The sequence below is a fragment of the Sporosarcina sp. Marseille-Q4063 genome (assembly GCF_018309085.1).
GTDB lineage: Bacteria > Bacillota > Bacilli > Bacillales_A > Planococcaceae > Sporosarcina.
Window position 1 is genome coordinate 434888 of the sequence record NZ_CP070502.1, and the last position, 25049, is coordinate 459936.

Sequence of the window (25049 nt, forward strand, 5' to 3'; positions counted from 1 at the left end):
GGAGATTTTTATTAATGAAAAAATTAATAGCGCTTTTATTTGCTACTGTTCTCGTGCTTGCTGCATGCGGAACAAGTAAGGAAACAAAAGAAAATTCAACTGAACAAACTGAAAAAGAAACGAAAATTCGTGTTGCCTCTCTAATTCCACCCATGACCGATATGCTGGAAATCGCAAAACCATTACTTAAGGAAGACGGCATTGACATGGAAATCGTTGTTCTCTCTGATAACGTACAGCCGAATAGTGCCTTGGCAAATAAAGAAGTAGATGCAAACTTTTTCCAACATCCTCCTTATATGGAACAATTCAATGAGGCTAACGATTCGAACTTAGTCGTAATCCAACACGTTTATCATGCGATTTTAGGGGCCTATTCAAACAAATACGACAGTGTTGACGAGTTGCCGGAAGGCGCAAAAGTAGCCATTCCTAATGACTCTTCGAATATGGCTCGTTCCTTGCAATTGATTGAAAAAGGTGGATTAATTAAACTGAAAGATGGCGTCGGGCTTGAGGCAAGAGTAAAAGACATCGTAGAAAATCCAAAAAACCTTGATTTCGTCGAAGTCGATTTGTTAATGCTAGCAAGGTCAATGGATGATGTCGACCTAGTGACGATGCTTCCTGCATATGCAAAAGACCTTGGATTGACACCAGTGAACGATTCACTAATTGACGAAGGCGAATCAGCATTCCCTATCTCACTTATTGCTCGCGAAGACAATAAAGATTCCGAAGCAATCAAAAAATTGGCTGAACATTTATCTGGACCAGAAGTGCGAGCATTTTTAGAAGAGAACTTCTCCGACATCGCATTCCCAGCATTTTAATCAACTATTGACTTTTAGCTTTATATAATAAGTACAGGAGGAATTCACAAAAATTCCTTCTGTACTTTTTTATTCGTATATAAATGACCACCTTGTGAAAGTTCACTCTCCCTCTTTTTCACTAAAGTGCAACAGCGAACGAGGAGGCTCATCGTCCGCCCGGAATGGAAATCAACGGGTCATAGATAGGAAAAAGAATACCTGAATAAGGATTTGTTCAAGTACTTACCTTTTTATCACGATTCCCCCTTGCTTCACATATCGTGTATGGAAAAGGAGTGATGAAATTTGATGAGTTTACAACCCGTGACTATCGAAGGTCAAGTATTTCTGGCAATTTCAGTTGTATTGCCAAAAACTAACTTACTAGTCGTAACGAATGACAATGGATATATTATGTGCGGGGCTCTAGATGTTGCTCTATTAAACGAAAAGTTAGCTGATCGGAAAGTCATTGCCGGTCGAGCAGTCGGAGTAAAAACAATTGATCAACTTCTTGACGCACCACTTGAATCCGTCACTTATGAAGCCGAAAATCTGGGGATTAATAGAGGAATGATCGGCAGAGAAGCACTATTGAAAATGGTGTAATAAAACAAAAATGCCAAACAACTTACCTTTATAAGAGGAAAAGTTGCTTGGCACTTCTTTATTCACTCTGATTCTTCCATCGTTTCTGTCAGACCGCCAACAGTTTTAAGTGCTACCGCTATCGGAACATATGATGCGTTCTCTTCCGCATAAACCTTATCCAGTGCATCGACATAAAAATCCTCATCTTCAGAAATGATAATTCCATTATCGGCTAGATATTTTAATCCCTTTTCCACAGTTCCCCGCTTCTGTTTCTTTGAATACTCATTCCACTCATAGCCGCTCACTTCTTCTTCGAACGGGTCTACACCATTGCTTGAAGAATCAATGCACCCCACTAAAATAATTGAAGATAAAATTAATGTTACAAAAAATAAATTCTTTTTCAACACCATCACTCCAATAAGTGTCCTTCCACTTTTATATTTTTGCGACCCGGATATTACTGATCATTAAATAAGCAAGTATAGATAAGATGAAAATAAATGAGTTAGCCGATATGTATGGATACAAGAAATAACTAAGGGCTGCTACAACACCAGCTGCAGTTATAGGTACATCATAAAAATTACCATCGAACTCCCTGACATTAAATCTGGCCAATCTAACTGCTCCAGCTAAAATATAAGTGATTGTTACCAAAACACCGACCCAAAGCGTTTCATGCAATACCGTGCCGTATATTAATAATGCTGGCGCAATACCGAATGACCGAATGATACAAGGTCGCATAATGAATCCAGTTCTTTTCCAAAATCGGATTCAGAATTAAAATGACGAGCGCACATGCTGACAAAACGATCGAATAATGCTGCCCAAAAAATAAATGTTGCACTTAAATTACCATGACCTTTAAATATAAGTATAATAGAAAGTATGCCAAAACTAAGATTCATTAATGTAATCATATTTGCCAATTAAGCTTTTATTCTAGAAGCATAAATATTTTTCGCTAAAAACATAGCATCACCGCTCTCACTCGTAATACTTAAAATTATATAGGGAAAATGAGGAAATGTCATGAAAACATTTCGGCTTTTTTTCGAACTTACGGGAAATCCGACATCATCAATGCTTTTAAAATCCTTTACCCAATCTAAAATGAGTCGATTGCTTATTCGACCATTCGCCACTACATATCAAATTAATCAAGATGAAATGGAATATCCACTTGCACAGTATAAAAGTTTGCAGGATTTATTTACACGTAATTTAAAAGTGGGTGCGAGGTCAATAGATTCAACGCCAAACACGCTCATTTCTCCTGTCGATGGTTGTATAAGCGCTGTTGGAAAGGTCTACGAAAATCATACATTTATGATTAAAAATCAATCATATAGTCTAACTAAAATCTTTGGAGACATTAAAAAAGCTGCGACTTATAAAAATGGAAGATTTTTCATATTATACCTCTCCCCTAGTCATTATCATCTCGGGTACAGTTATTTCGCGATACGCACTGGGGTCAATTTCATACCCTGTAAATAATTTAGGTTTATGTTTTGGGAAAAGTCCTTTTTCGACAAATCATCGTTTATTCTCAGAACTGCAAACTGAATTTGGTAAAGTTGCTATCGTTAAAGTTGGCGCACTTAATGTCAATAGTATTCATCTACGTAGTTCTTCAAAAGAATGTATGAAAGGGGCTGAATTCGGCCATTTCTCTTTTGGTTCTACCGTTATTTTGTTTTTAGAAAATAATTATCTATTTACCGCGTCTGTTATTAAGAATAGCGAAATAAAGGTTGGACAACCCCTTGGCAAATGGGTAATGCGATGATTTGGGATTAATAAACTAAAGCCAGCTTGATGCTCTTTTAAGCGCATCAAGCTGGCTTTTTTATTTCTAATTTAAGAAGTGATTGTATTCTCTTTAGTAATCCCATCTGCCACAATGCCCTGACACCTAAAAAAGAGGTTGTACATATATTGGATATAAGGAGGTGTTTTAAATGTCCAGTAACTGTGATAAAAGGTGTGTGTCTATTTACTTTTTTGCCATCCTTGCGGCATATGCTATTTTGGGCTTGTTGATTTTTGTACCAGGCCTTCTGGTTGGCGCTTCAACATTATTGTTAATCGGGATTGTTCTCGTTGTTATTGTTGTCCTCCTCTTTGCGGCAGCAATAATTTTAAAAGCGCTATCCAAGCTTTTTCACAAGTATTAGAATCTAACTTGTTTGACTTGGAATAAACTTTCTAAGTAAGTTATTAACCTTTCCATAACATTATGGAGAGGTTACTTTTTGGAATAATGTAGTTTCCTTGTTTAGTTCAAAGCTTTAGGGGAAATTAAGTAAAAATAGTTGGATTTCATTGCTGAAAGGATTAAAGCCTATGACAGAAAAAATAATAACGTCACCACTAACTATTAATCAATCCCATCTTTCATTTATTCTGCCTTTGGGATACGATACTAAAAGAAAATCTGAGTTTGCTCGTTCACTTGAAAAAAATGGATTTTCATTTTTTCAACTTGAGAATAATTCATTGGACGACGACATTTATGGTAAAGATATTTTTGTCAATCACAAAGAGCTTGATCAGTACTTTCTTCCATATGTGGAGCATAATCTTTTTCCTGTAACCTTGAAGAACAAGGGATTCCATCGATTTACAACATCTGTTATGAGATCTTTTTATTTTAACATACGAAATAATACGACTCCATTTACGATTCGAAGCCTGGATGTTATTTTAAGTCCTTTCGGCATAGTTTTATTGACAATTAGAGTTGATTTGAACCAAAAGGAATTGGATCTATCAGATGTTCTCGATTTCATGCATCATTTCAGAACCATTGAATCCAAGTTGAAAGAAGAGCGCGGGGCTAAAGTTATCCTCCCTTCTACTGGGCGTTCTATGTCTGTCCATGATTTGATATTTGAAGAACTCTGCCCGTTTCTGGAAAAGTTCATTTTGCATGATGAGAAGCTGAGCGGGTACTTTGGATCTTTACCCTATTATAAAGACGAAAGAATGTACGCATCTGCTTTTCTGTTCTGTGAGGAAGGATCAGCTATTACAAATGAGCAATTATATCGTATGGGGTCCGTCGATGGAAAATTACCGAATGAATCAACTTTCATTTCTGCAAATAATCCTGATTATATAAAGCGCACGCTTAAACAGACCCTACATGATAGATGGGCGCCGAATGAATACATTGTCGTAACGGACCACGCATTTATTACCGTAACGAATAATTCACCCAAAAAAATGGAAAGAGAACTTTCTCAATATATGGGGACGCATTACTATAATCTCCTTCTCCATTATTTCTATAAAATCATTTTGCTGCGCGTGTCATTTGAATACAGTAAAATTAATTGGGAAAAAGATGAGGAATATGTCAAATCACTTATCAAGCTCATTACATTATTTTCTTCATTATATTATTATCAAGAAGTGAGTACTCGTTCTGAAGGTAATGAGCTATCAAAGCTGATTCGCCGTTCATTTAATATTGAAACGCTTTTCAAAGAAGTAAACAACACTTTAAATGAATTATATAAAAGTCAGGAAAATAACGCATCCGATAGAATGAATATGCTTCTATTTATTTTGACCGTTTTTACAGTTGTATCAGGAATTTATGGGATGAATCTTGTGATTAAAGACTGGGAATCCCCTACTGGCTGGAAAGCATTTTCATCCTATACAATTTTCGAATGGGTTTCGTTAATTACAGCAGTTAGCGGAATTGTTCTTTCGGGCTTTTTAATATTCTCCACTGTTCGCAAATTAGTCGTAAATAAAATACGTAAAAAGAAATCCGATAACCATTTTGGATGAATGCCTTGGTACAAAAACTAAATTAAACACTCTAAAAGAGTCCAAATTCACATATGAAATTGGACTCTTTTCGTCTATTTATCAAGGTTTATAAATGAAAAACAGATGAAGAAACGTTTATCAGAATAGAATGAATATTTATGATATACTACTACTATATTTAGGGGGGAGTATTATGAATCATGCAGAATTTGTTGACCCGTTTCTGATGCAGCTAGTTATCATTCCTATTGTTGTTATTGGATTAGGTGTTTTAATGTCCGTCATCACCAAAAAAGTATTTGTTGGACCGATTGTGACGCTAGTTCTTAATCTTATATATGAAGTATGGCACTTTAAAAAGTATTATCCTGATTTAGAATTACAAGTGTCTTCCTGGAACATTATTTTCCCTATAATTTCTTTAATGATTTCTTGGTCAGCAGTTAAGATAATCAAAAAAGGATAAAATTAGACTCCTAATTATAGGAGTCTTTTAAAGGGTTACCTTGATCCGGGAAAGCGTTTTGCTGATAGAACTCAATATCACTCATGATAGTTTTCATAAAAGTTCTTTGCTTCCTCTTTCATTTGACTCACCAAAGTTTCAGGGTGAATCACTTTCACGCGATGGCCAAAACGCATCAACCATTGGACAAGCCCATCACTCATAATCGCTCGCGTTTTCAAAACAAAAGAATCGGGGCCCTTCGCCTGAATATTTGCATCGGTTCCGAATCGATCAATCACTACATTGATAAGCTTATTCGAAAACACCGCTTCAAGTGAAAGTGGTTCGCCGCCGAACATATGAAACATTTTTGAAACATGATCTTGCAGATTGAAATCTGGATCTGGCACGAAGTTTTCATCTGTGACTTGAACTGAACGCATTCTGTCAACGCGATATTGGCGAATCTCGCCTTCAGTAATATATTCTCCTATCAAATAATAACGATCGCTATTCCACACAAGTCCATACGGTTTGACTAAATATTTATTCTCATTGTTGCTTAAATGGAATTCCAAATCCGTTCCGTAACGACCATATTGGAAAGCAATAATTTTCCGATCTTGAATCCCAGTGTGCAATTGGGCAACAACTTTTGTAACTTCCGCTAAATCATATTTAGCGTCGTTCACGACGTAAAGTTCATTGTTTAATTGTTTAGCCAATCGATTACTTGTTAGTTTTCTGATTTTCATTAATAAACGATTGGTTTCCGATTGCGGGATGAATTTAGCTGCGCTAATTGCATCCATCAGCAGCCGAAGCTCATGAATTTCAAATAACCGTCCATCGTAATGGTAATGTTTTTGCATACCGACTTTCTCTTGAACCGATAAGATTGGATATATAAAAGAATCTTCGAGTGCCAGCAAATCCTCTCTAACCGTACCGACGCCTACATTGGAATGTTCGGGTAACATTGCATGAATTTCATGGAGTGTTTTCATATCCTCTTCGTCAGTATTTTTTTCGAGGATTGAGATGACTTCAAGTAGCCTCTCTCGAGCGCTTATTGGTTTTTCCATCTTCTACAATCCTTTCTATGACTCTTTTTGTTTATCTATATAAGTGAAGCGCCATTTCTTTCGTTCTTTTTCATTTAATTGGGATTCTATTGTATCATCCCAATGCCCTAACAGCGTATTCCAGACACGTGCGTAGATTGTATCTTCTTCTTTATTATATAAGCGAAATTCAATACAAAACACTGACATATCTTTCACAACGGATGTAGACTCAATAGCCGTTACAACAGTTTGGACAGTTTCATTGCCAGGTTCAATTCCCGCATCTTGTATGGCCTTAAACAATTCAACTTCTTCAAGATAAGCGACTTCCCACTCAGGAAAATCATCCTGATAACGATAAACATCCTTTGGAGAAAAACGATAGTCAATTTCTCCTTGTAGAAAGGATTGATGACTAGGACTATAAATACGTTCTACTGCATCTGTTTCTGGTTCATGCTCATAAATGCCCGTTTCAAGTTGCTGCATACCTTTATCAGTTAATGCAAAACCCTCTCCATTTTTTTCGATCATGCGAGACCTAAGCATCTTGTCAATCAAGTCTTGGATAAATAAGGGTTCGACCAGTAGAATCTTCCCTAGTTCATCTATCGTAGCACGATTAGTCTTTTGAAAAGTAAGTAACATCATCTTCATAAGAATATCCATTTTTGTTCGTGAAACTGTCTCGAAGTTAATCGAGATGAGTTGGACAGGCAGTGCCCATGAATCAGAATCCAAAACCCGCACGTTGAAATCCTGTTGGAGTTCTTTTGTTAAGCGATTCTTCAAGTCTTCCAAACTGCTGCCCCCTCTTCATGCTTCCTAAATCCATTTTTCTTTTTTATTTCTTCAACTAATCGACCATACATTTTTCTTGCTTTCATATCTTTCGTTCGTACAGCAAACATTTCAGCGCTTCCGACAATGATTAATAATTCCCTAGCTCGTGATAACGCCACGTTCAAACGTCTATAATCACGCGCAAAACCAATGTCCCCGCTCTTGTCTTTGTGATTTCGAACAAAACTCAATATGATAATATCCATTTCCATGCCTTGAAATTTGTCCACAGATCCCGTTCTGCAATGTAAATGCTGCGGCATTAATTCCTGCTGGATTAACCGGTCGACACGCTTTACTTGTTCACCGTAGAAACTAATTACACCAACACTTTTCTTAAACTGTTGGTCCACATATCCATCGCCTTTCATTTTTCCAACGGACTTGTCCAAATCCACTAATAGCTTTTTAACCATCGTTAATTCAGATTGATTGTATCGGCTCGTTCCGCCTGCCACTTTATTTTCGAAGTAGATCGGCTCATTCGGCATATCGAACCATAGAAGATGGTCGTTTCTTTTTACATAACTCGACTCTATCCCGTGATCTCGTTCAACATTGGAATCCGTTATCCCGCATTGCAAACGATAATCTCCGTCTTCGTAAAAAGGAGAAATTGTTTCCATGATTGATTCATGCATGCGGTATTGAATCCCTAACATTGTCTTATTTTGTTTTGGTAACGTTCTAAATAACCGCTCGAAAAGCGATTCCTCTAATAGCTTTTTCAGTTCAATTTTCTCTTGTCTATCTTCGCTTTCTTCTAGAAATTCTTCAAGAGTTTCTTGTCCAACTAATGGCGGTAACTGATGATGGTCGCCCACTAGAATGATTTTCTTTCCTTTCAACATCGGAAGTAGCAATTCTGGCGGTGTCGCTTTCGAAACTTCGTCAATTATCACGACATCGAAAACTGGGTACTCTTCCATGAAATCACGCCTAGCCGATGCAACGCATGTTGTTCCAATCACATTTGCGTGTTGCACATACAACTTTCGAATTTCATTTAAATCATGTTCAGTTGCATCCTTGAGGAGTGTTAACCACTCTTCTTGAAGGGCGTTTGTAATAGGCAGACGGTCTTTCTCAATCTGTTTTCTTTCTATTTCCTTGGATAATTCAGCCATCGCAATCAGCGTAAGATCATAGTGTTCTTTCGGGTTTTGATTGATTACTTCTTTCAGAGCTAGTACTTGTTCTTCTAGTTCAACATATTTTTTGGAAATCGTTTCTGTTAACTCTATATTTAGTTGAAGTTCCTCTGTATTCTTCTCCAAATTGCGAATTTCCGTATCCATAGTATCCTGGTTATGATCCATGTCTTGTACATATTGTTGATGATTAAATTTTGTTTTTTCAATATCAGTGTAAGTCGTTTCCAATTCAGTCAGTTTTTCTTCCATTGCTTCGATTGAAATCGTTTCGTCGACTGTTCCTAGCTGACTTATTAATTGCGAGCTTCTTTCTTGGAGTTCGGTCAATTCGATTTCATGATTACTTTTTCTCTTTTCAAATTCATCAATTTCCAATGTCATTGTTGAAATGGTTTGCGTCACATCTTCAATCACTTCGATTTTGATTGATTCAAATAGCCTTTTCGAAGTCTCTACATTTATGATTTGCGAATGTGCATAATTCCGTCTTCTAGAAAGTACGTCGAAAGCAACGCACAACTTTTCTAGATATTCGTATCTTTCGGCGGAGTAGTGCCTAGTCTGAAGCGCTTGTTTTACCGACGGATCAATTAAAAAACGGCCAACTTTATCAATCTGATTATGTATGTCCTTTACCGAACAAGGCTTGCTCATTCCTTGAGTATTTTGTGACTGTTTCAGGGATCCATTCTCGGTTAATCTTTTCCCCACAGTCTCGATTGCTTTGTCGAGACGATTAATGAGCTCGGTCCAGTCTTGGTAAGTATCGGCGGACATGCTTAATCTAATCGAATCAATCACTTGATTAAGTTCAACGATTTTTTGATTAATGGAATTTGATGGAATGAATCCAATTGCTTTCAGTTTATCTTGTAATTCATTTAACTTTGTAGTTGAACTTGCATCCTTCAAAAACGTCTGCAAACCATGCAATATAATTTCTTGTTTGTTCTGGTCATTTTGAACGTCAGCAAGTGTTTTTGTCGACTCTTCTATCTTCTGAAGCGTTTCGTGATGACTAATGGAATCCTTATAAATCGTAATTTGTCGTTTGATATTCTCCATTTGTTCAATTTGATCGGTTTCATTATAAGATGTAAGAATTTCTTCAATTCGAGAAATTTCTTTAGACAACTCGTCAATAGTTTTATTCAAAAGTTCCCGTGTTTTTTTTAGTTCTCGATTTTTGGTTAGTAAATCTTCTTTTTCCAAATTAAACTTTTTTAGTTCATTGGATTGTGCTGCGTGAACGGCTACAGCTATTTCCCTGTCACGGATTTGTTCTTCCAATGAAGTCAGTTCTCGTTCATATTCCTGCATTTGTTCATGGCCATGTTTCAATTCGAGTTCCAGTTCTGTTTCGAATTTAGAACGCATTCGCAGTTGTTCAGCAACAGCCTTTTCAGTCTGTTGCTTCCAATTGAGTGCAACATTTTCCTCTATGAACTTTTTGCCTTCTTCTTCAATGCTTTCCGTTCTGCCGTAACGTAAAATCCGGATATCTTGATGGGATAGTAATCTACCAAGTGCGTTGTCGACCGCAAGATTTGCTTGGGAGGCTACAAGAGTACGCAGTCCCGCCTTTACATTTTGATGGCAAATTTCAGAAATCACCGTAGTTTTTCCTGTCCCAGGAGGTCCTTGAATCACATATAAATCATTTGATGTCATTGCGCCAGTAACTGCTTCTTGTTGAAATTCATTGAGTTGATTATGAAAAACTAAGTCTTTCTGTTGTTTTGATATCCTCACGACGGGACGTTCTTCAAATAGAACTTTCTCCAAATTCGCATTCGCAGCAAGACCGTCTTGTAAATCTTTAAACCCTTTTCGCAACCTCTTAACCTGACTAAGTTCAGAAAAGTTACTGAAAATGACTTCTTTAAAATTCCACGGTTGCCACTCATTCTTTCTTGCTAACTCTTGATATTTTCGATTTAATTCAATTTCAACAATTTTCTTAGAGCGATTCGTGTTAACTACTGAACCTATTTCATTTTGAATTCCTTTCAATCTGACAGTAAAATTGTTGATTGCTTTCCATTCATTATTTTTCAATCCGGTACAGATCACTTGCAGTCTATTAAAATCCGCGTTTAGGCTTGCACCAGAAAAAACAGATGTTATATCTGCAACATCCGCATTCCTTTCTTGAATAGCCAAATAGCCTTCCCAGCTGGAAATTCTTTTACGAACATATTCTGAACGTTCTTCCGCGATAGGTAATTCGCGGAGACGCGTATACAATTCAATTGGCATTGGTGTACCAAGTCGTTGATTCACAAGAAATTTAAGTCGCACGGGCAAGCGTCGATTTGTTCGGACAGGCTCTCTCCTGCCTCGTACATGAAAACCTGTTGCCAGGAAACCTTCATTCTTATAGACACATTCCATAACCGCTACCCGGTTATCGATTTTTTCAGCCAATGCAGCGTTTGTTTCATTATCAAAGAATATGGAAAATGACATATTTCCGTGTCTGTTTTCCGGCCTTTTTTCAATATGAATATCAAAGGCTTCTTGCATTGAAAAGAAGCTTTGCTCATTTTTAACAAATTTCATCATTCTGTTACGCGCATTATTTGTAATCCCTAGATTGCACTGCATTGTTTGTAGGGTTAATCCTTGATTCATTTGCATCCTACTTTCTAAAAAACGATAAAAGTCAGTATCCCGAATCGGGATGACTGACTTTTATATAACCTACTTTAATTATAGTGTACTTTTACAATGTTGTTAAGCGTATTAGCAATATGTTGAGGAATTCTGATATAATAAAGAAATAGACAGTAATATTGAAACTTTCCACTAACTCGGAACAACAAAATTGAGAGGGGTAATCGAATTGAGTCCTGATGCTAAATTACAAAAAGAAGCCATGCATGTATTGAAGTTAACAAGTAGGACATTCTATATTCCAATTAAATTATTAAATCCTACCTTGCGCAAAATTGTTGGTTCTGCTTATTTATGTATGCGCGCTATCGATGAAATTGAAGATCACGAAGAATTGCAATCCGAGACCAAACAACGTTTATTGCGAACTACGAGCGAATTATTAAAAACAAAATTTGACGATGTTGCTTACAAACAACTTTTACATCCTTATGAAAATATTTTACCGGAAGTTACATTGCGACTAGGCGATTGGCTATCAATATGTCCAACGATTTTTCTCGATAAAGTTCAGGAATCCACAAGCATCATGGCAGATGGAATGGCCAAATGGGTAGAAAAAGACTGGCTTGTAAAAACCAAAGAGGATTTGGATGAGTACACATACTACGTCGCCGGCTTGGTAGGCGTCATGCTATCTGACATTTGGCAGCTATTTGACGGGACAAAAACGGATCGGGAATTAGCGATTGCATATGGACGCGGTCTGCAAGTCGTTAATATGTTGCGTAACCAGGAAGAAGATGCTGATCGCGGCGTTCATTTTATTCCCGATGGTTGGACGCGTGCAGATATGTTTCAGTATGCTGAATTGAATTTAAATAGGGCTGAAGACTATATTGATTCGATTACGACTAAGAACATTCTCTTATTTTGTAAAATCCCGCACACTTTAGCGAAAAGAACACTCAATGCTTTAACCGGCGGCAAAGAAAAAATGAACCGTACTGAAGTTGAAACGACAGTGAATGAAATAGTAAATAGTTTATAAATAGTTTGCGTCATTTCTAACGAATCGTAAAAAACGGACCGAGTGTATAAGCACAGCACTCGGTCCGCAATCTACAAGGGAATCTATCCAACTAGTTCCATAAGATAAGTAACAAGTATTCCAAGAATGATACCAACGACAAGAGTTACTCCAAAAATTACCGTGCGTTTCAATTCCCCATCCTTTCGAATTTGATTGCTAATACTAGTCTATGACAAGCTATCAAACCTATTCGAAAGATAATAAAAACGCGTTACATCCGCCCCGAACGAAAAATTGAAAATATCAGAAACATGAACATAAGCGTCGCTATAATCGACCCGGCTTCAATGATGGGGAAACTCCAGAGTAAATTTGTCTGCCCGGCAATTGCGGCCCCAATAATTAGCCCGACCATCAAAATGCTAAAGGCCAACAAGATGATGCTAAATGAAAGTCGATTACTAATTCTGTCCAATCTGCCCAATATTGTTTGCAACTGTTGAACATTTATATCTAACCGTAGCTTCCCTTTCCCCACAGTAGACGTAATCTTTTTAATATCCTTTGGCAAATGCAAAAGAATTTCCGCGTTTTCAACGACATCTCTCCATGAATTTTGAAGAATATTTTTTGGATGGTAACGCTCAAGAATCAACCTCTTTCCGAAAGGTTCCACTGCCTTCATCACACTAAACGTTGGATCCAACAGGCTAACTGTACTTTCCAATGTAAGAATTGCTTTACCGAGAATCGTAATTTCCGTGGGTATTTGAATTTTATGTCGAAATGCGATTTCGAACAACTCGTTCATGATTCCACCGAGACTTACTTCGTATAATGAAACGTCATAATATGCTTCAATAAGGTCGTCGAGATCTCGTTGAAAATCAGCCGTATTCGTATCTTCATTTAACAAGCCCATGTCCAAGAAAACTTTCATCATGCTTTTTGTATCGCCTTGCTGCAGATTGATGATAAGTGAAGCGAAGTGGAATTTCAATCGATCATTGATGCGCCCCATCATGCCAAAATCTAAAAAGCATACGCGATTTTCTGGAAGAATGTAAATATTCCCCGGATGAGGATCCCCGTGGAAAAAACCTTTCTCCAAGACTTGAAAAAACATTGCGTCTACAACACGTTCAGCAATCAGTTTCCGATCATATCCCGCTACGTCTAATTGGCTGATATCATTGACGCGAATGCCGTGTACCATTTCCATCGTCAATATTTTTGTTGTCGAAAAACTCCAATGAATTTTCGGTATTCGAATACTTGGTTGCTCTTTAAACTGTTTTGCAACTCGATCAGCGCTTCTTCCTTCTACTTTATAATCCAATTCATCTTGCAATGAGTCGGAAAACTCTCGTATGATTTCCTTAATATGATAAGTCTTTGCCCATACTGTATTTTCTTCTAGAAACCTTGCAATCTCGTGTAAAATTTCCAAGTCTGTTTCAACGGTCTGTTTAATGTTTGGACGTTGAACTTTAATCGCCACTTCTTCCCCAGTCAGCAATTGAGCGATATGTACTTGTCCGATTGATGCAGCCGCTAAAGGCTCTTCATTAAACGAATCAAAAAGATTTTCAAGGGTATCCCCTAATTCTGCCTCAACAATCATTCGTATTGTATTGAATGGGACGGCTTGTACATGTTCCTGCAGTTTTTCAAGTTCATGTATAATTTCAGCAGGCACTAAATCTCTCCGCGAACTGGCGATTTGGCCTAATTTAACGAATGTCGGTCCCAATTCTTGCAGTGTATACCGCAACCTTTTCCCAACATCTTGGTCTCTGGTACTCCAATTTGTATCTTCGTTTCCTTTTTTCACATCGCGCTCAGTAAGTCCCAAACGAAATAAGAAATGACTGAATCCATTTTTTAAAAACGCATTTATGATTTCTTGAAAACGACGCGTATGCCGAATTCTTTTTTTGAACACAACGTTGCCTCCCTTTAAGTTTATTTTATCTAGACTTCCCTTTTCTTTACCCGTTTGCTGTGAAAACATTCCAATAATGACGGTTTTATCCGCAATTAAAAAAGCCTTGACGAAGTTATATACTTCTTCATCAAGGTCATTGGATTACCATAAATTTAAAAATAGCTCTGTACGCTTACGTCCAATATCAAGCAAATCTCTTTTTGACTCTTCATCTAGGTCAAATTGAGTTGCACTATAGTTTTCTACCGGAATAAAAACAATGTTTTTCTCGTGCTTTCTTGAAATATATTTTTCATCATGGGCATTTTTCATTGTCGAAAATAATGCTTCAAATAAATTTATCGCATTTTTAATTTGCCGACCTTCCATTTCCTCCTTTCTTCGACTTAATTTCAAACCGAGTACTGGTCGGTCTCTTTTGCCTACATCATTGTCAAAAATCCACATTGGAAAATTACTTAATACGCCACCGTCGACAACAATCGTATCCCCTGAACCAACTTTTAATCTTACCGGTTCAAAGAAAAAAGGAATTCCGCAGCTCATGCGCACCGCACGTGCAACTGGGAAGGTCTCCTGCGCGATACCATAGCGTTCCAAATCATCTGGCAGAACAATCATCCTGCCGTTCGTTAAATCCGATGCAACAAGTTTTAATGACCCTTCCGGTAAATCAGAGAATGAATAGACACCTTTGTCGGCTAACTTTTCTAGAAACCATTTTTCAAGTTCCTTCCCTTGATAAAGCCCTAGTCGCCAATAAATATGAAGCCATTTTAATAATGGAAATGGAAGCATCGTTAATCGTGAGTCCAAAAGTGAAGTTAAGTCTAAATCGTCGAATAAACGTTCAATTTCTTTGGCTGTATACCCAGCTGCTATAAAGCTGGCTAAAATGGCTCCGGCACTTGTTCCGGCTACACGTTTAAATTGATAACCTTTTTCCTCCAACACTTCGTAGGCACCCACTAGCGCAAATCCTTTCAAACCTCCACCTGAAAACACCCCATCAATTAACAAAGACTACCTCTCCTTTTTGTGGTGGTAGTCTAATGTAAGTGTCATTCAATTATTGTAGAACCTCGGACTTGCTTCATAATAGTAATATAAATAACGGACCAACGACAGAACCGGCAACTGCACTTAACGTCATAGAAACTGATGCCATCGAAAGTGATAATTCACCGTACTCCGTCGACTTTGCCACGCCCAACGCATGGGATGCGCTGCCCAACGCTAACCCTTTACTAAGAGGGCTTTGTATACGCGTATATTTCATCACCAATGGTCCTAAGATGACACCGCTAAAACCGGCAATCATGACAAATGCCGCAGTCAAAGATGGGATGCCTCCAAGTGCTGAACTTAATTGAATAGCAACCGGGGTCGTTATCGATTTTGGAATGATCGACTGAATCATTTCATTTTCAAATTGAAAAAGTTTAGCGAATAACAGAATGCTTCCCATCGCAGTGAGTAAACCCGAAGCAACACCAAGTACAATGGCATTTCGGTACTTAATCACCACGGTTCGCTGATTATAAAGTGGATACGCAAGTGCCACAACAGATGGACCCAAAAACTTTTCAATCCATTTTCCCCCCACCATATAACTTTCATAGGAAACGTTAAACACCAGGAGGAGCAGGATAATGATTGCAGTCGACGTCAATACCGGATGCAAAACGGCGATAGGAAAACGTGCATATGTATAACGCATAGTTAAATAAAGTATTACAGTCCCACTTACAACTATGATCAGAAGCAATAGATTACTCATTCCGTTACTCCTCCTTTTCTTTCATTTTATTCTCAACTAGTTGACTACTAAAACCTGAAACAATCATAGTCATGAATGTGCTAATCATAACGATGCCAATTAAGATAGCTCCCTTTCCAGATAGAAAATCGGGATACTGGATAATACCAACTGTCGCTGGAATAAAAAATAACGGCAAAACAACAAGTATAAAGCCAGCCCCTTCTTTAATGTACCTTTCTGGAACGATTTTAAAATGCAAACATAAAAACAATAACAGTAAACCGACGATGCTTCCCGGAATAGGTAATTTCAATAACGAAGAAATTAAGTCACCGATATATGAAAATATGAAAAGCCCAATAATTTGAACCGCTATAATTGCCGATCTGCGCACGGAACATTTCTTCATTACCATTACCCTCCCTTCACCCTATCAATTTCGTTTGATTTCTTTACTTTACCAATAATGAAACCTTTCGTCTAGAAAACATAGATTTGCACCAAAATAATATAGTTGAAAGCAATTTGATTGCACTTGTAGGCGCTTTGCTTGCACTCCAACAACTTTTGCTTGCACTTGAAAGTGATTTGATTGCACTTATGCGACATTTGCTTGCACTGAAACGACTTTGCTTGCAAGTCAAGACCTTCTACCCGCGGGAAAGCATCCGCCCGACATGGACATCAACGGCCAAATAAAACAAGCACCCGAATAATGAACTATTCAGGTGCTCGTTAATATTATTCTTCTGTAAGTTCTTTATCTAAATCTGTATCTTCACTAGAATCATCGCCATTATCTTCTATCAAACTAGCCAATACATGGACTCTTAAAATGATTCCTTTAATAAGCCCTTCTTCATCAACAACCACAATTGGAAACTTTGAATCCAATACTTTCGGAATGATATCTTGAACATAATCTTCCGGCGACACTGTATTCACGTCACGCTGCATGACTTCCTCGATTGTTTTACGTTGTTTCAACCCTTCAATCGCATCATCGATCGTGACGATACCATGGAGGTGCCGCTTTCGGTCGGCGACGAAAACACTGGAAAGACCATTTTCTTGCATCGTTTTTATTGCCACGTTCAAGCCATCCTTAAGTGACAATAACCCATGAGGACGAATCATAATATGTTCAGCCTGCAAGATTTTCGAACGATCAATATCGCGAATAAACTCGCTGATATATTGATTTGCAGGTTTTTCCAATATCTCTTCAGGTGTTCCGACTTGTTCAACTTTACCGTCTTTCATGACAGCTACACGATCCCCGATTTTAAAGGCCTCGTTCACATCATGCGTAATAAAGACAATCGTTTTTTGCAAGCGGTTCTGCAAGTCGATCAATTCCAACTGCATTTCTCGTCTGATAAGTGGGTCAAGCGCGCTAAATGGCTCATCCATTAATAATATATCAGGGTCATTTGCCAAGGCCCGCGCAATTCCAACACGCTGTTGCATCCCGCCGGATAATTCGTCAGGATATTTATCTTCCCAACCTTTTAAACCGACTAACTCCAAATGATGTTGGGCGATTTTCTTTCGTTCTGCTTTGTCAATGCCTTTAATTTCAAGGCCATATTCTATATTGCTAATGATTGTACGATGGCTAAATAATCCGAAATGTTGAAAGACCATCGCAATTTTTTCTTGACGATATTTCTTTAATTGTTGCGAGTTGAATTTCGTAATGTCTTCGCCGTCTACGCGAATTGAGCCTGCCGTCGGTCGATTCAGCATATTTAGGCAGCGAATTAGTGTTGATTTACCACTACCGGAAAGGCCCATTATGACAAAAGTTTCGCCTTCCATAATGTCCATCGAGGCATTATACACCCCTACGGTATGGCCCGTTTTCTTTAGAATATCTGTTTTTGACTCGCCTTTTTCAACCATCGGGATGATTCGCTTTGGTCGCGGACCGAATATTTTAGATATGTTTTCTACCTTCATTTTAATTGTCATGATGCATTCCCCCTCTGTTTCTGAAGACGGTCTGCAATCCCACCGGTAATCCGGTCAATAATTATCGCTAAAAATACGATACTAATACCCGCTTCAAATCCTAATGAAATGTCGATACGGTTAATTGCATACAGGACCCGTTCACCAAGGCCCTGTGCACCAACCATAGAACCTACAACCGCCATTGCAAGCGCCATCATAGTCGTTTGGTTAACGCCCGCCATAATCGTTGGAAGCGCTTGCGGCAATTGGACTTTAGTTAGCATTTGCATTGTTGAAGAACCGAATGATTGAGCGGACTCAACAACTTCTTTATCTACATTTCGAATGGCTAATTCAGTCAATCTCATAACAGGAGGCATTGCATAAATGATCGTCGCAATCACTGCCGGCACGTTACCTAATGGGAAAAAGAAAATAACAGGAATTAAGTAAACGAAAGTTGGCATCGTTTGCATTGCATCAAGTATTGGACGCATGACGACTGATAAAATATTATTGAAAGCCATTAATACACCAAATGGAATTCCAATTGCTAGAGAGAGTATTACGGAGATTAATACGATGGAAATAGTTGTCATCGTCTCTGCCCATAAATCAAATGAGCCAACTAAAAACATGAAAAACCCGAAGAGTAATCCACCCGATAAATTTGTGAAGTACCAGCCTAATAAAACTACTACAATGATCAGTACCCACCAAGGAACTGCCAGTAATGCCGACTCTAATCCTTTAATCGATGAAGATGTAAGGACGAATATGAAATCAAAAAACGCTTGAAAATTTGCTGCTAAAAAATCGATAAATTTTTCTACTCCGTCACCTATTGGTATACGTAAATCAGGAAATTCTTTCATAAGCATGGACTGCAGATTGCAGTCACTTTCTCACCTCAAATAATAAATTAGATTGGAAAGTGAGTAATTTCACTCACTTTCCTTACTTTTCATTTTATTTTATTGCTGTTTTCACTTTTTCTGCTACTTCATCTGAAACCCATTCCGTCCAGACGTCTTCATTCTCTTTCATCCACCATTTTGCAGTTTCGTCTGCGTCGGCTTCTGTTTCTTCCATATACTCAAGCATATCTTCTGTTAACGCGTTACTAGTTTTGTAGTTCTTTAAAAATTCGACGACATCTTCTGCTTGTGTTGCGAGATCTTTATTTACCGCAATTACGACATCACTTGGCGCAAATTCTGTACCCTTATTTTCATTCCAGACAGCCTCGTCGTATGGGTTGTCCTCTAGCAGTGTTAAATCATATTTAGCTGTAACCCATGTTGGTGACCAATAGTAACCAACCCATGGCTCGCCTTTTGAATAGGCGCCGACTAATGATGCAACAATCGCCGAGTCAGAACCAGGCGCTAAGTAGTTGAACGTTTCATCTAATCCGTATGTTTCAACTTTCGTAGCTAAATGTTCACTGACGATCCAGCTGGATGGCCCGCCGATTATTCTGCCCTTGCTACTATCTTCAGGGTCTTGAAATAAATCAGCATACTTCGCTAAATCTTCAACTGTTTTAAGATCTGGAGCGATTGGTTCAATACCTCTTTCTTCATCGCCTTCGATTACATACGTCGGAACATATAGCCCCTGGGAATTGTCATCGAAGTTAGTTGATAAACTAAGAATTGTTTCCTTATCCAATGCTTTTTCATAAATCTCTTTCAGATTGTCAGTCCATACTTCCATATAAACGTTTACATCGCCCTTTTCCAGTGCTTGAAACGTTGCTGCGGATGTTCCATTTGTTTCATCAGTATCGTAGCCATAACCTTCTTCTACGATGACACGAGCGATACTATTATGTACTCGGATGCTATCCCAACCTGCGTCAGCAAATTTAATGACATCAATGCTATCCTTGCTTGTTCCCCCTCCACCACATGCTGAAAGTAGAACAACTAAACTAACTGTGAGTAATAGCGCGATTTTGCGCATAACAAATCCAAACCCCTTTTTATTTTTATTCCGAAACAATGACTGAACAATGACCTCCTCTATTAATCTTGTAATCATTGAATCAGCTATGTTTTTCATCCTACCAGACTATAAAATGCATAGCAAACCGCGACAAGACTGACTTTTATGAAAAACGTCCAACAAAACGCATAGTCATCGGTACTACCTCTATACCTACATTGGTGAAAATTAATCAAACTTTTTTAAAACATTATTATATTTCACAGTAAAAAACCTTCATTTTATTAAAAATGAAGGTTAGTAAACTGGTATTATACTTTATCCTTTACACGCTGAATTGGAATATCTGCAACAATGTCGTTCATGACCCAACTCGCGCAAACAAGTCCTGCGACCGAAGGGACAAATGCATTTGAAGCGGGCGGCATTTCAGCTTTACGAATCTCCGCATCTGGTTTCCCGACGGTTTCAACAACTTCTTCTCGAATCACTACTGGACTTTCATCTGTAAATACAACTGGTAGTCCCTTGTATATCCCAGCTTTTCGCAAACGCAGTCGAATAACTTTTGCTAAAGGATCGGTATGCGTTTTGGAAATGTCAGCGATTTGCAATCGTGTTGGATCCATTTTGTTTGCGACACCCATGCAAGCGATTATTTTAATATTTCTTTCGATACATTGCTGTGCAAGATGTATTTTATAACTGATAGTATCTGAAGCATCAATGACATAATCAGGTTTATAACTAAAAAACGTATCAGCTGTTTCTTCCGTGTAAAACATTTGAAGTGAAATGACTTCGCAGTCTTTATTTATATCAGCGATTCTTTCTTTCATAACTTCAGTCTTCGAACGTCCTACTGTCGAAAGATAAGCTACAAGTTGCCGATTCACGTTCGTGATATCAACATCGTCTTTATCCACTAGGATTATGCGCCCAATCCCGCTTCTTGCACAAGCTTCAGCGGCAAAAGAACCCACGCCGCCTACGCCTAAAATGGCGACTGTCGTATCCCGCATGCGCTCGACGCCTTCTTGTCCAATGGCTAATTCATTTCGTGAAAATTGATGCAACAAAAGTAATTCCGCCCTTCTATAAATAAGAAATTATATAGTAAAATTAATTTTCGCCAAGAAAAAACCTCTCCGCAATATCACCAGAGAGGATTAAGTTCTTCAAAAGGACGAATCCCAAATATGCCGTCTTTGAAGATATCGTTTTGAGCCCGCACTCGGCAGGTGGGTGTCCTATCCAACTGTTTTGACGTCCCCTGAGAGGCGTGTCATCCGAATTGGAATGTGAACTCCCTACGATAGAAATGTTCGGTCAAAACTTAAAGGTCAAATAACGAACACTTCAGGATTCGTATTAATGTAAGATTACCATACTTTATAAAAGAGTTCAATCATTTTACTAGATTAATTTTTTACTAACGTAGGAATAATTTTGAATCATTACTTTTTAACAGTCTTTATACCAAGTTCCGCGAGTTGACTATCATCCACGCTATCCGGTGCTGCCGTTAATAAATCGCTCGCACTCGCTGTTTTAGGGAATGCGATTGTATCTCTTAAGTTCGTCGCGCCAGACAAAATCATTACAATCCGGTCAAGTCCGAATGCGATTCCACCATGAGGAGGCGTTCCAAACTCAAATGCATCTAACAAGAAGCCAAATTGTTCTCTAGCAGCCTCTTCCGTAAATCCAAGCGCTTTGAACATTTTCTCCTGGAGTTCGCGTTGATAAATGCGCAGCGATCCCCCGCCTAGTTCATAACCGTTTAAGACAAGGTCATAAGCTTGCGCTTTCACTTGGCCCGGGTTACTTTCTAATTCTTCTTCATTTGCCGGCATCGTGAACGGATGGTGCGCCGCATAATAACGACCTTCATCTTCGTTATACTCAAACAATGGCCACTCTGTCACCCAAAGGAAATTGAATTTGGACTCATCGATAAGACCGCGTTCTTTCCCGATTTTAACGCGGAGCGCGCCTAAAGCATCCGCAACGACATTCTTTTTATCGGCGACGAATAAAAGGAGATCGCCGGCTTCTGCGTTTGCCGCTTGTTGCAATGAATTTGCTAACTCGCCTTCGAAAAATCTTGCGATCGGTCCTGTAAGACCTTCTTCAGTCACTTTCAACCAAGCAAGACCTTTCGCTCCGTATAATGCCGCATATTCACCTAACCCGTCAATGTCTTTACGGGAATAATTATCCGCACCATTTTTCACATTAATAAGCTTTACTTGTCCGCCTGATTCAACCGTCCCGCTAAACACTTTAAACGGCGCATCTTTAACAACTTCAGAAACGTCCGTTAATTCCATCTCAAAACGTGTGTCCGGCTTATCAGAACCGTATCTAGCCATCGCTTCATCGTATGGTATCCGTTTAAAAGGAGTTTCTATATCAATTCCTTTAACGTCCTTCATCACTTTTTTCATTAGTCGTTCATTCAATTCAATAATTTCTTCAATCGACATGAAACTCATTTCCATATCGATTTGCGTAAATTCCGGTTGACGATCTGCACGTAAATCCTCATCCCGGAAACAGCGTGCAATTTGGTAATAGCGGTCGAATCCAGAAACCATTAGCATCTGCTTAAATAACTGCGGAGATTGTGGCAGTGCGTAAAACTCTCCCTCATGGACCCTGCTTGGAACTAAATAGTCTCTTGCTCCTTCAGGCGTCGATTTAGTTAAAATCGGCGTTTCCACTTCTAGAAATCCTTCATCGTCCAAGAAATTACGAACAGTCCGCGTAATATCAGAGCGCATTCTAAATGTACGTGCCAGTTTTGGACGACGTAAATCTAAATAGCGATATTTTAATCGAACTTCTTCGCTTACATCTGTCTCATCTTCAATTTGGAATATTGGTGTTTTTGCCTGATTAATAATCGTGACTTCGTTTACTTTAATTTCAATGGAACCTGTTTTCATGTTCGGGTTCTTTTGTTTTTCTTCCCGCGCAATTACTTCCCCGATAACGCTTAGCACATATTCACTACGAATTGTTTCAGCGATTTCAAGCGCTTCTTGTGAAAACGTCGGGTTGAATACCACTTGAACAACTCCAGAGCGGTCCCGTAGATCAATGAAAATCAATCCACCAAGATCACGTCTAATCTGCACCCATCCCTTTAATGTTACTTTGTTACCTATATCCTGTTCTGTTACTTCTCCGCAATAATGTGTTCGTTGTTGCATGACCGTCATCCGCCTTCCATTAACTTTAAACTTTTAGAATTTCATTTAACTTTTCCACTAATTCCCCAGTAGCTACCTTTTCTTGAGAACGATCAGCCATATTCCGAAGCATGACTACATTTTCAGTAACTTCGTTTTCACCAATGACAATAACTGTTTTCGCATTAAGCCGATCCGCTGATTTCATTTGCGCTTTCATTTTCCGTCCTAAATAATCCGTATCGGAACGAATTCCAGCTGCTCTTAATTGACTGAGCAGTTTAACGCCAACGCGTTTCGCTTCATCTCCCATCGTCACGACATAAACGTCAAGCGCTGACTCTTCATCAAATGATTTACCTTCCGCTTCAAGTGCAAGAAGAAGACGTTCAATACTCATCGCAAAGCCTATGCCCGGCGCTGAAGGTCCGCCAATGTCTTCTGCCAGCCCGTTGTATCTCCCGCCGCCGCATAGGGTCGTGATCGCACCAAAGCCCGCTGATGTGCTCATGATTTCAAATGCCGTATGATTGTAATAATCGAGTCCGCGAACTAAAGTTACGTCAACTTCGTAATCGATGTCTGCATCATCCAAATAACTTAATACGTCCTTGAAATAAGTAGCTGATTCATCATTTAAATAATCTGCAAGTGAAGGAGCAGAAGCAATGAGCGGATTTTCCGCATCAACTTTACAGTCCAAAATCCGAAGCGGGTTGTTTTCTAGTCTTGACTTACAATCCGAACAAAATTCTTCAATATGTGGATTAAAATGTGCAATCAGCGCTTTTTTATGTGAAGCTCTGCATTCTGTATCCCCAAGCGAATTTATCACCAGTTTTAATTCTGTTAATCCAGCACGTTTATAAACATCCAACGCCAATGCAATCACTTCAGCATCAATAGCTGGATCATTACTTCCAATTGCCTCAACTCCAAATTGGACAAATTGGCGATACCTGCCTGCTTGTTGACGTTCATAGCGGAACATGGGTCCTGTGTAAAATAGTTTTACAGGTTGGTCTGGATATCCAAACATTTTATGTTCAACGTAAGAACGAACAACCGGTGCAGTTCCTTCAGGCCGTAACGTCATCGAACGATTTCCTCGGTCTGTAAATGTATACATTTCTTTTTGAACAACATCTGTTGTTTCACCTACCAAGCGTTGGAACAACTCCGTTTGTTCAAACATTGGCGTACGGATTTCTTGATACCGGTAAGCTTCACATACCTCATTAATAAGTTTTTCGACTTTTTGCCATTTCCAAGTTTCAGACGGCAAAATATCCTGTGTTCCTCTTGGCACTTTAAAATTCATTAATATTCTCCTTTCGAAATTAACCAAATGCGCAGGGCGCCCGCTTAGCCCCGATTAGGAAGAATGCAGTTCAATTCTTCCCGGCTGGAGGGCTTGAACGAAAGGCGCTCTTTGCCTTTTGCTTCAAGACCGAAGCGACCTCGAGGGGCTGGCGCCCGGAGCTAGACGTCACAAAATATGAAATACATCTATATTATTAACTAAAACAAAAAAGACCCCCATCCCTTGCATTATGCAAGGGACGAGAGCCTTTATAGCTTCCGCGGTTCCACCCTAATTGGCACATTAAGTGCCCACTCGTAGATCGGATAACGGTCGATTTCCGTCTTTACCTACTGAAGTAGCATTGTTCGGTAAAGAACCTCGGTGGTGTTGTTCACTGCATTCGTTTGTAGGATGGATTTCAGCCACGTCCGTCCCTCTCTAGTCAAACAGCCATACAATTACTTTCCACGTCAAAAGTAAATTTATTGTTAGATACTCATTAGGTTAATGATTATAGCTTGCTATGTCAACCCTTTCGCAATAATTGTAGTTTTTTGTTAACATT

At 38.7% G+C, this 25049-nt stretch carries 22 protein-coding genes, 1 other RNA gene, 1 pseudogene and 1 other annotated feature; of the genes and pseudogenes, 7 read left to right on the forward strand and 17 right to left on the reverse strand.

The features are described from left to right. Positions 1-14 precede the first annotated feature (14 nt). The gene (locus JSQ81_RS02255; RefSeq protein WP_212606121.1) at positions 15-833 is read left to right on the forward strand and encodes a MetQ/NlpA family ABC transporter substrate-binding protein; all 819 of its coding nucleotides are present in this window, start codon (positions 15-17) and stop codon (positions 831-833) included. A 291-nt stretch (positions 834-1124) separates the two neighbouring features. Then, positions 1125-1424: a YunC family protein gene (locus JSQ81_RS02260; protein WP_371812536.1), complete on the forward strand. Its 300-nt coding sequence runs from the start codon at positions 1125-1127 to the stop codon at positions 1422-1424. Positions 1425-1486: 62 nt separating this feature from the next. On the opposite strand, the gene JSQ81_RS02265 is transcribed toward JSQ81_RS02260, so the two are convergent. Genes JSQ81_RS02265 through JSQ81_RS20005 form a run of 3 tightly spaced genes read right to left on the reverse strand, consistent with a single transcriptional unit; the run spans position 1487 to position 2335 of the window. Next, positions 1487-1816, reverse strand: a complete 330-nt coding sequence (locus JSQ81_RS02265) for a hypothetical protein (RefSeq protein WP_212606123.1) — start codon at positions 1814-1816, stop codon at positions 1487-1489. Between the two features lie 31 nt (positions 1817-1847). Then, the gene (locus tag JSQ81_RS20000) at positions 1848-2159 is read right to left on the reverse strand and encodes a CDP-alcohol phosphatidyltransferase family protein (RefSeq protein ID WP_249336611.1); all 312 of its coding nucleotides are present in this window, start codon (positions 2157-2159) and stop codon (positions 1848-1850) included. After that, the gene (locus JSQ81_RS20005; protein ID WP_371812537.1) at positions 2111-2335 is read right to left on the reverse strand and encodes a CDP-alcohol phosphatidyltransferase family protein; all 225 of its coding nucleotides are present in this window, start codon (positions 2333-2335) and stop codon (positions 2111-2113) included. Before JSQ81_RS20005 ends, JSQ81_RS20000 begins: the two co-directional genes overlap by 49 nt. Before the next feature lie 250 nt (positions 2336-2585). Here JSQ81_RS20005 and asd point away from each other — a divergent pair. The 4 genes and pseudogenes from asd (at position 2586) to JSQ81_RS02295 (ending at position 5670) form a co-directional block, all read left to right on the forward strand. Then, positions 2586-3207: pseudogene (asd, locus tag JSQ81_RS20165) on the forward strand (archaetidylserine decarboxylase). A 172-nt stretch (positions 3208-3379) separates the two neighbouring features. Next, positions 3380-3595 carry a hypothetical protein gene (locus JSQ81_RS02285; RefSeq protein ID WP_212606126.1) on the forward strand — a complete coding sequence of 72 codons (216 nt, stop codon included), beginning with the start codon at positions 3380-3382 and terminating at the stop codon, positions 3593-3595. A gap of 169 nt (positions 3596-3764) precedes the next feature. After that, positions 3765-5222, forward strand: coding sequence for a magnesium transporter CorA family protein (locus JSQ81_RS02290; RefSeq protein WP_212606127.1), 1458 nt, complete (start codon positions 3765-3767; stop codon positions 5220-5222). A gap of 175 nt (positions 5223-5397) precedes the next feature. Continuing rightward, entirely contained in the window at positions 5398-5670 is a 273-nt protein-coding gene (locus JSQ81_RS02295) for a DUF2651 family protein (RefSeq protein ID WP_212606128.1), read from the forward strand. Between the two features lie 77 nt (positions 5671-5747). On the opposite strand, the gene JSQ81_RS02300 is transcribed toward JSQ81_RS02295, so the two are convergent. From JSQ81_RS02300 to JSQ81_RS02310, 3 genes are read right to left on the reverse strand one after another with little or no spacing between them, the layout of a single operon-like run. Further along, on the reverse strand, positions 5748-6737 hold the full coding sequence (locus JSQ81_RS02300) for a helix-turn-helix transcriptional regulator (protein WP_212606129.1): 990 nt from the start codon (positions 6735-6737) through the stop codon (positions 5748-5750). 15 nt (positions 6738-6752) lie between these two features. Next, on the reverse strand, positions 6753-7520 hold the full coding sequence (locus tag JSQ81_RS02305; RefSeq protein ID WP_212606130.1) for a hypothetical protein: 768 nt from the start codon (positions 7518-7520) through the stop codon (positions 6753-6755). Further along, a complete protein-coding gene (locus JSQ81_RS02310; protein WP_212606131.1) occupies positions 7508-11350 on the reverse strand; it encodes a DEAD/DEAH box helicase in 3843 nt (1280 codons plus the stop codon). The genes JSQ81_RS02305 and JSQ81_RS02310 overlap by 13 nt, the downstream gene beginning before the upstream one ends. Positions 11351-11561: 211 nt before the next feature. On the opposite strand from JSQ81_RS02310, the gene JSQ81_RS02315 reads away from it, so the two are divergent. Then, positions 11562-12383, forward strand: a complete 822-nt coding sequence (locus JSQ81_RS02315; RefSeq protein WP_212606132.1) for a squalene/phytoene synthase family protein — start codon at positions 11562-11564, stop codon at positions 12381-12383. Positions 12384-12636: 253 nt separating this feature from the next. Here the strand turns inward: JSQ81_RS02315 and JSQ81_RS02320 are convergent, their stop codons facing one another. The 11 genes from JSQ81_RS02320 to hisS all read right to left on the reverse strand — a co-directional run bounded on the left by JSQ81_RS02320 (position 12637) and on the right by hisS (position 24499). Further along, a complete protein-coding gene (locus JSQ81_RS02320; RefSeq protein ID WP_212606133.1) occupies positions 12637-14310 on the reverse strand; it encodes an ABC1 kinase family protein in 1674 nt (557 codons plus the stop codon). Positions 14311-14454: 144 nt separating this feature from the next. Then, positions 14455-15333, reverse strand: a complete 879-nt coding sequence (locus JSQ81_RS02325) for a patatin-like phospholipase family protein (RefSeq protein ID WP_212606134.1) — start codon at positions 15331-15333, stop codon at positions 14455-14457. Between the two features lie 73 nt (positions 15334-15406). Continuing rightward, positions 15407-16093, reverse strand: coding sequence for an LrgB family protein (locus JSQ81_RS02330; RefSeq protein WP_212606135.1), 687 nt, complete (start codon positions 16091-16093; stop codon positions 15407-15409). Positions 16094-16097: 4 nt separating this feature from the next. Continuing rightward, on the reverse strand, positions 16098-16484 hold the full coding sequence (locus tag JSQ81_RS02335) for a CidA/LrgA family protein (RefSeq protein WP_212606136.1): 387 nt from the start codon (positions 16482-16484) through the stop codon (positions 16098-16100). Between the two features lie 332 nt (positions 16485-16816). Next, a complete protein-coding gene (locus tag JSQ81_RS02340; RefSeq protein ID WP_212606137.1) occupies positions 16817-18049 on the reverse strand; it encodes a quaternary amine ABC transporter ATP-binding protein in 1233 nt (410 codons plus the stop codon). Beyond that, positions 18046-18906 (reverse strand): ABC transporter permease, encoded by an 861-nt coding sequence (locus JSQ81_RS02345; protein WP_212606138.1) that lies wholly within the window; start codon positions 18904-18906, stop codon positions 18046-18048. The genes JSQ81_RS02340 and JSQ81_RS02345 overlap by 4 nt, the downstream gene beginning before the upstream one ends. 94 nt (positions 18907-19000) lie before the next feature. Then, a complete protein-coding gene (locus tag JSQ81_RS02350; RefSeq protein ID WP_371812497.1) occupies positions 19001-20038 on the reverse strand; it encodes an ABC transporter substrate-binding protein in 1038 nt (345 codons plus the stop codon). A 254-nt stretch (positions 20039-20292) separates the two neighbouring features. After that, the gene (locus tag JSQ81_RS02355; RefSeq protein WP_212606139.1) at positions 20293-21060 is read right to left on the reverse strand and encodes a tRNA threonylcarbamoyladenosine dehydratase; all 768 of its coding nucleotides are present in this window, start codon (positions 21058-21060) and stop codon (positions 20293-20295) included. A 107-nt stretch (positions 21061-21167) separates the two neighbouring features. Continuing rightward, a non-coding RNA gene (gene ssrS / locus JSQ81_RS02360) (6S RNA) lies at positions 21168-21350 on the reverse strand. A gap of 88 nt (positions 21351-21438) precedes the next feature. Then, positions 21439-23199: an aspartate--tRNA ligase gene (gene aspS / locus JSQ81_RS02365; RefSeq protein ID WP_212606140.1), complete on the reverse strand. Its 1761-nt coding sequence runs from the start codon at positions 23197-23199 to the stop codon at positions 21439-21441. 25 nt (positions 23200-23224) lie between these two features. Further along, entirely contained in the window at positions 23225-24499 is a 1275-nt protein-coding gene (gene hisS, locus JSQ81_RS02370; RefSeq protein WP_212606141.1) for a histidine--tRNA ligase, read from the reverse strand. Positions 24500-24733: 234 nt separating this feature from the next. Further along, positions 24734-24967 (reverse strand) — a binding site (T-box leader). Positions 24968-25049: the final 82 nt, after the last annotated feature.

Coding starts and splice junctions, on each gene's coding strand:
- JSQ81_RS02255 (WP_212606121.1), top strand. CDS start 15: ATGAAAAAATTAATAGCGCTTTTATTTGCTACTGTTCTCGTGCTTGCT.
- JSQ81_RS02260 (WP_371812536.1), top strand. CDS start 1,125: ATGAGTTTACAACCCGTGACTATCGAAGGTCAAGTATTTCTGGCAATT.
- JSQ81_RS20000 (WP_249336611.1), bottom strand. CDS start 2,159: ATGCGACCTTGTATCATTCGGTCATTCGGTATTGCGCCAGCATTATTA.
- JSQ81_RS20005 (WP_371812537.1), bottom strand. CDS start 2,335: ATGATTACATTAATGAATCTTAGTTTTGGCATACTTTCTATTATACTT.
- JSQ81_RS02285 (WP_212606126.1), top strand. CDS start 3,380: ATGTCCAGTAACTGTGATAAAAGGTGTGTGTCTATTTACTTTTTTGCC.
- JSQ81_RS02290 (WP_212606127.1), top strand. CDS start 3,765: ATGACAGAAAAAATAATAACGTCACCACTAACTATTAATCAATCCCAT.
- JSQ81_RS02295 (WP_212606128.1), top strand. CDS start 5,398: ATGAATCATGCAGAATTTGTTGACCCGTTTCTGATGCAGCTAGTTATC.
- JSQ81_RS02300 (WP_212606129.1), bottom strand. CDS start 6,737: ATGGAAAAACCAATAAGCGCTCGAGAGAGGCTACTTGAAGTCATCTCA.
- JSQ81_RS02310 (WP_212606131.1), bottom strand. CDS start 11,350: ATGAATCAAGGATTAACCCTACAAACAATGCAGTGCAATCTAGGGATT.
- JSQ81_RS02330 (WP_212606135.1), bottom strand. CDS start 16,093: ATGAGTAATCTATTGCTTCTGATCATAGTTGTAAGTGGGACTGTAATA.
- JSQ81_RS02335 (WP_212606136.1), bottom strand. CDS start 16,484: ATGAAGAAATGTTCCGTGCGCAGATCGGCAATTATAGCGGTTCAAATT.
- JSQ81_RS02340 (WP_212606137.1), bottom strand. CDS start 18,049: ATGACAATTAAAATGAAGGTAGAAAACATATCTAAAATATTCGGTCCG.
- JSQ81_RS02345 (WP_212606138.1), bottom strand. CDS start 18,906: ATGAAAGAATTTCCTGATTTACGTATACCAATAGGTGACGGAGTAGAA.
- aspS (WP_212606140.1), bottom strand. CDS start 23,199: ATGCAACAACGAACACATTATTGCGGAGAAGTAACAGAACAGGATATA.
- hisS (WP_212606141.1), bottom strand. CDS start 24,499: ATGAATTTTAAAGTGCCAAGAGGAACACAGGATATTTTGCCGTCTGAA.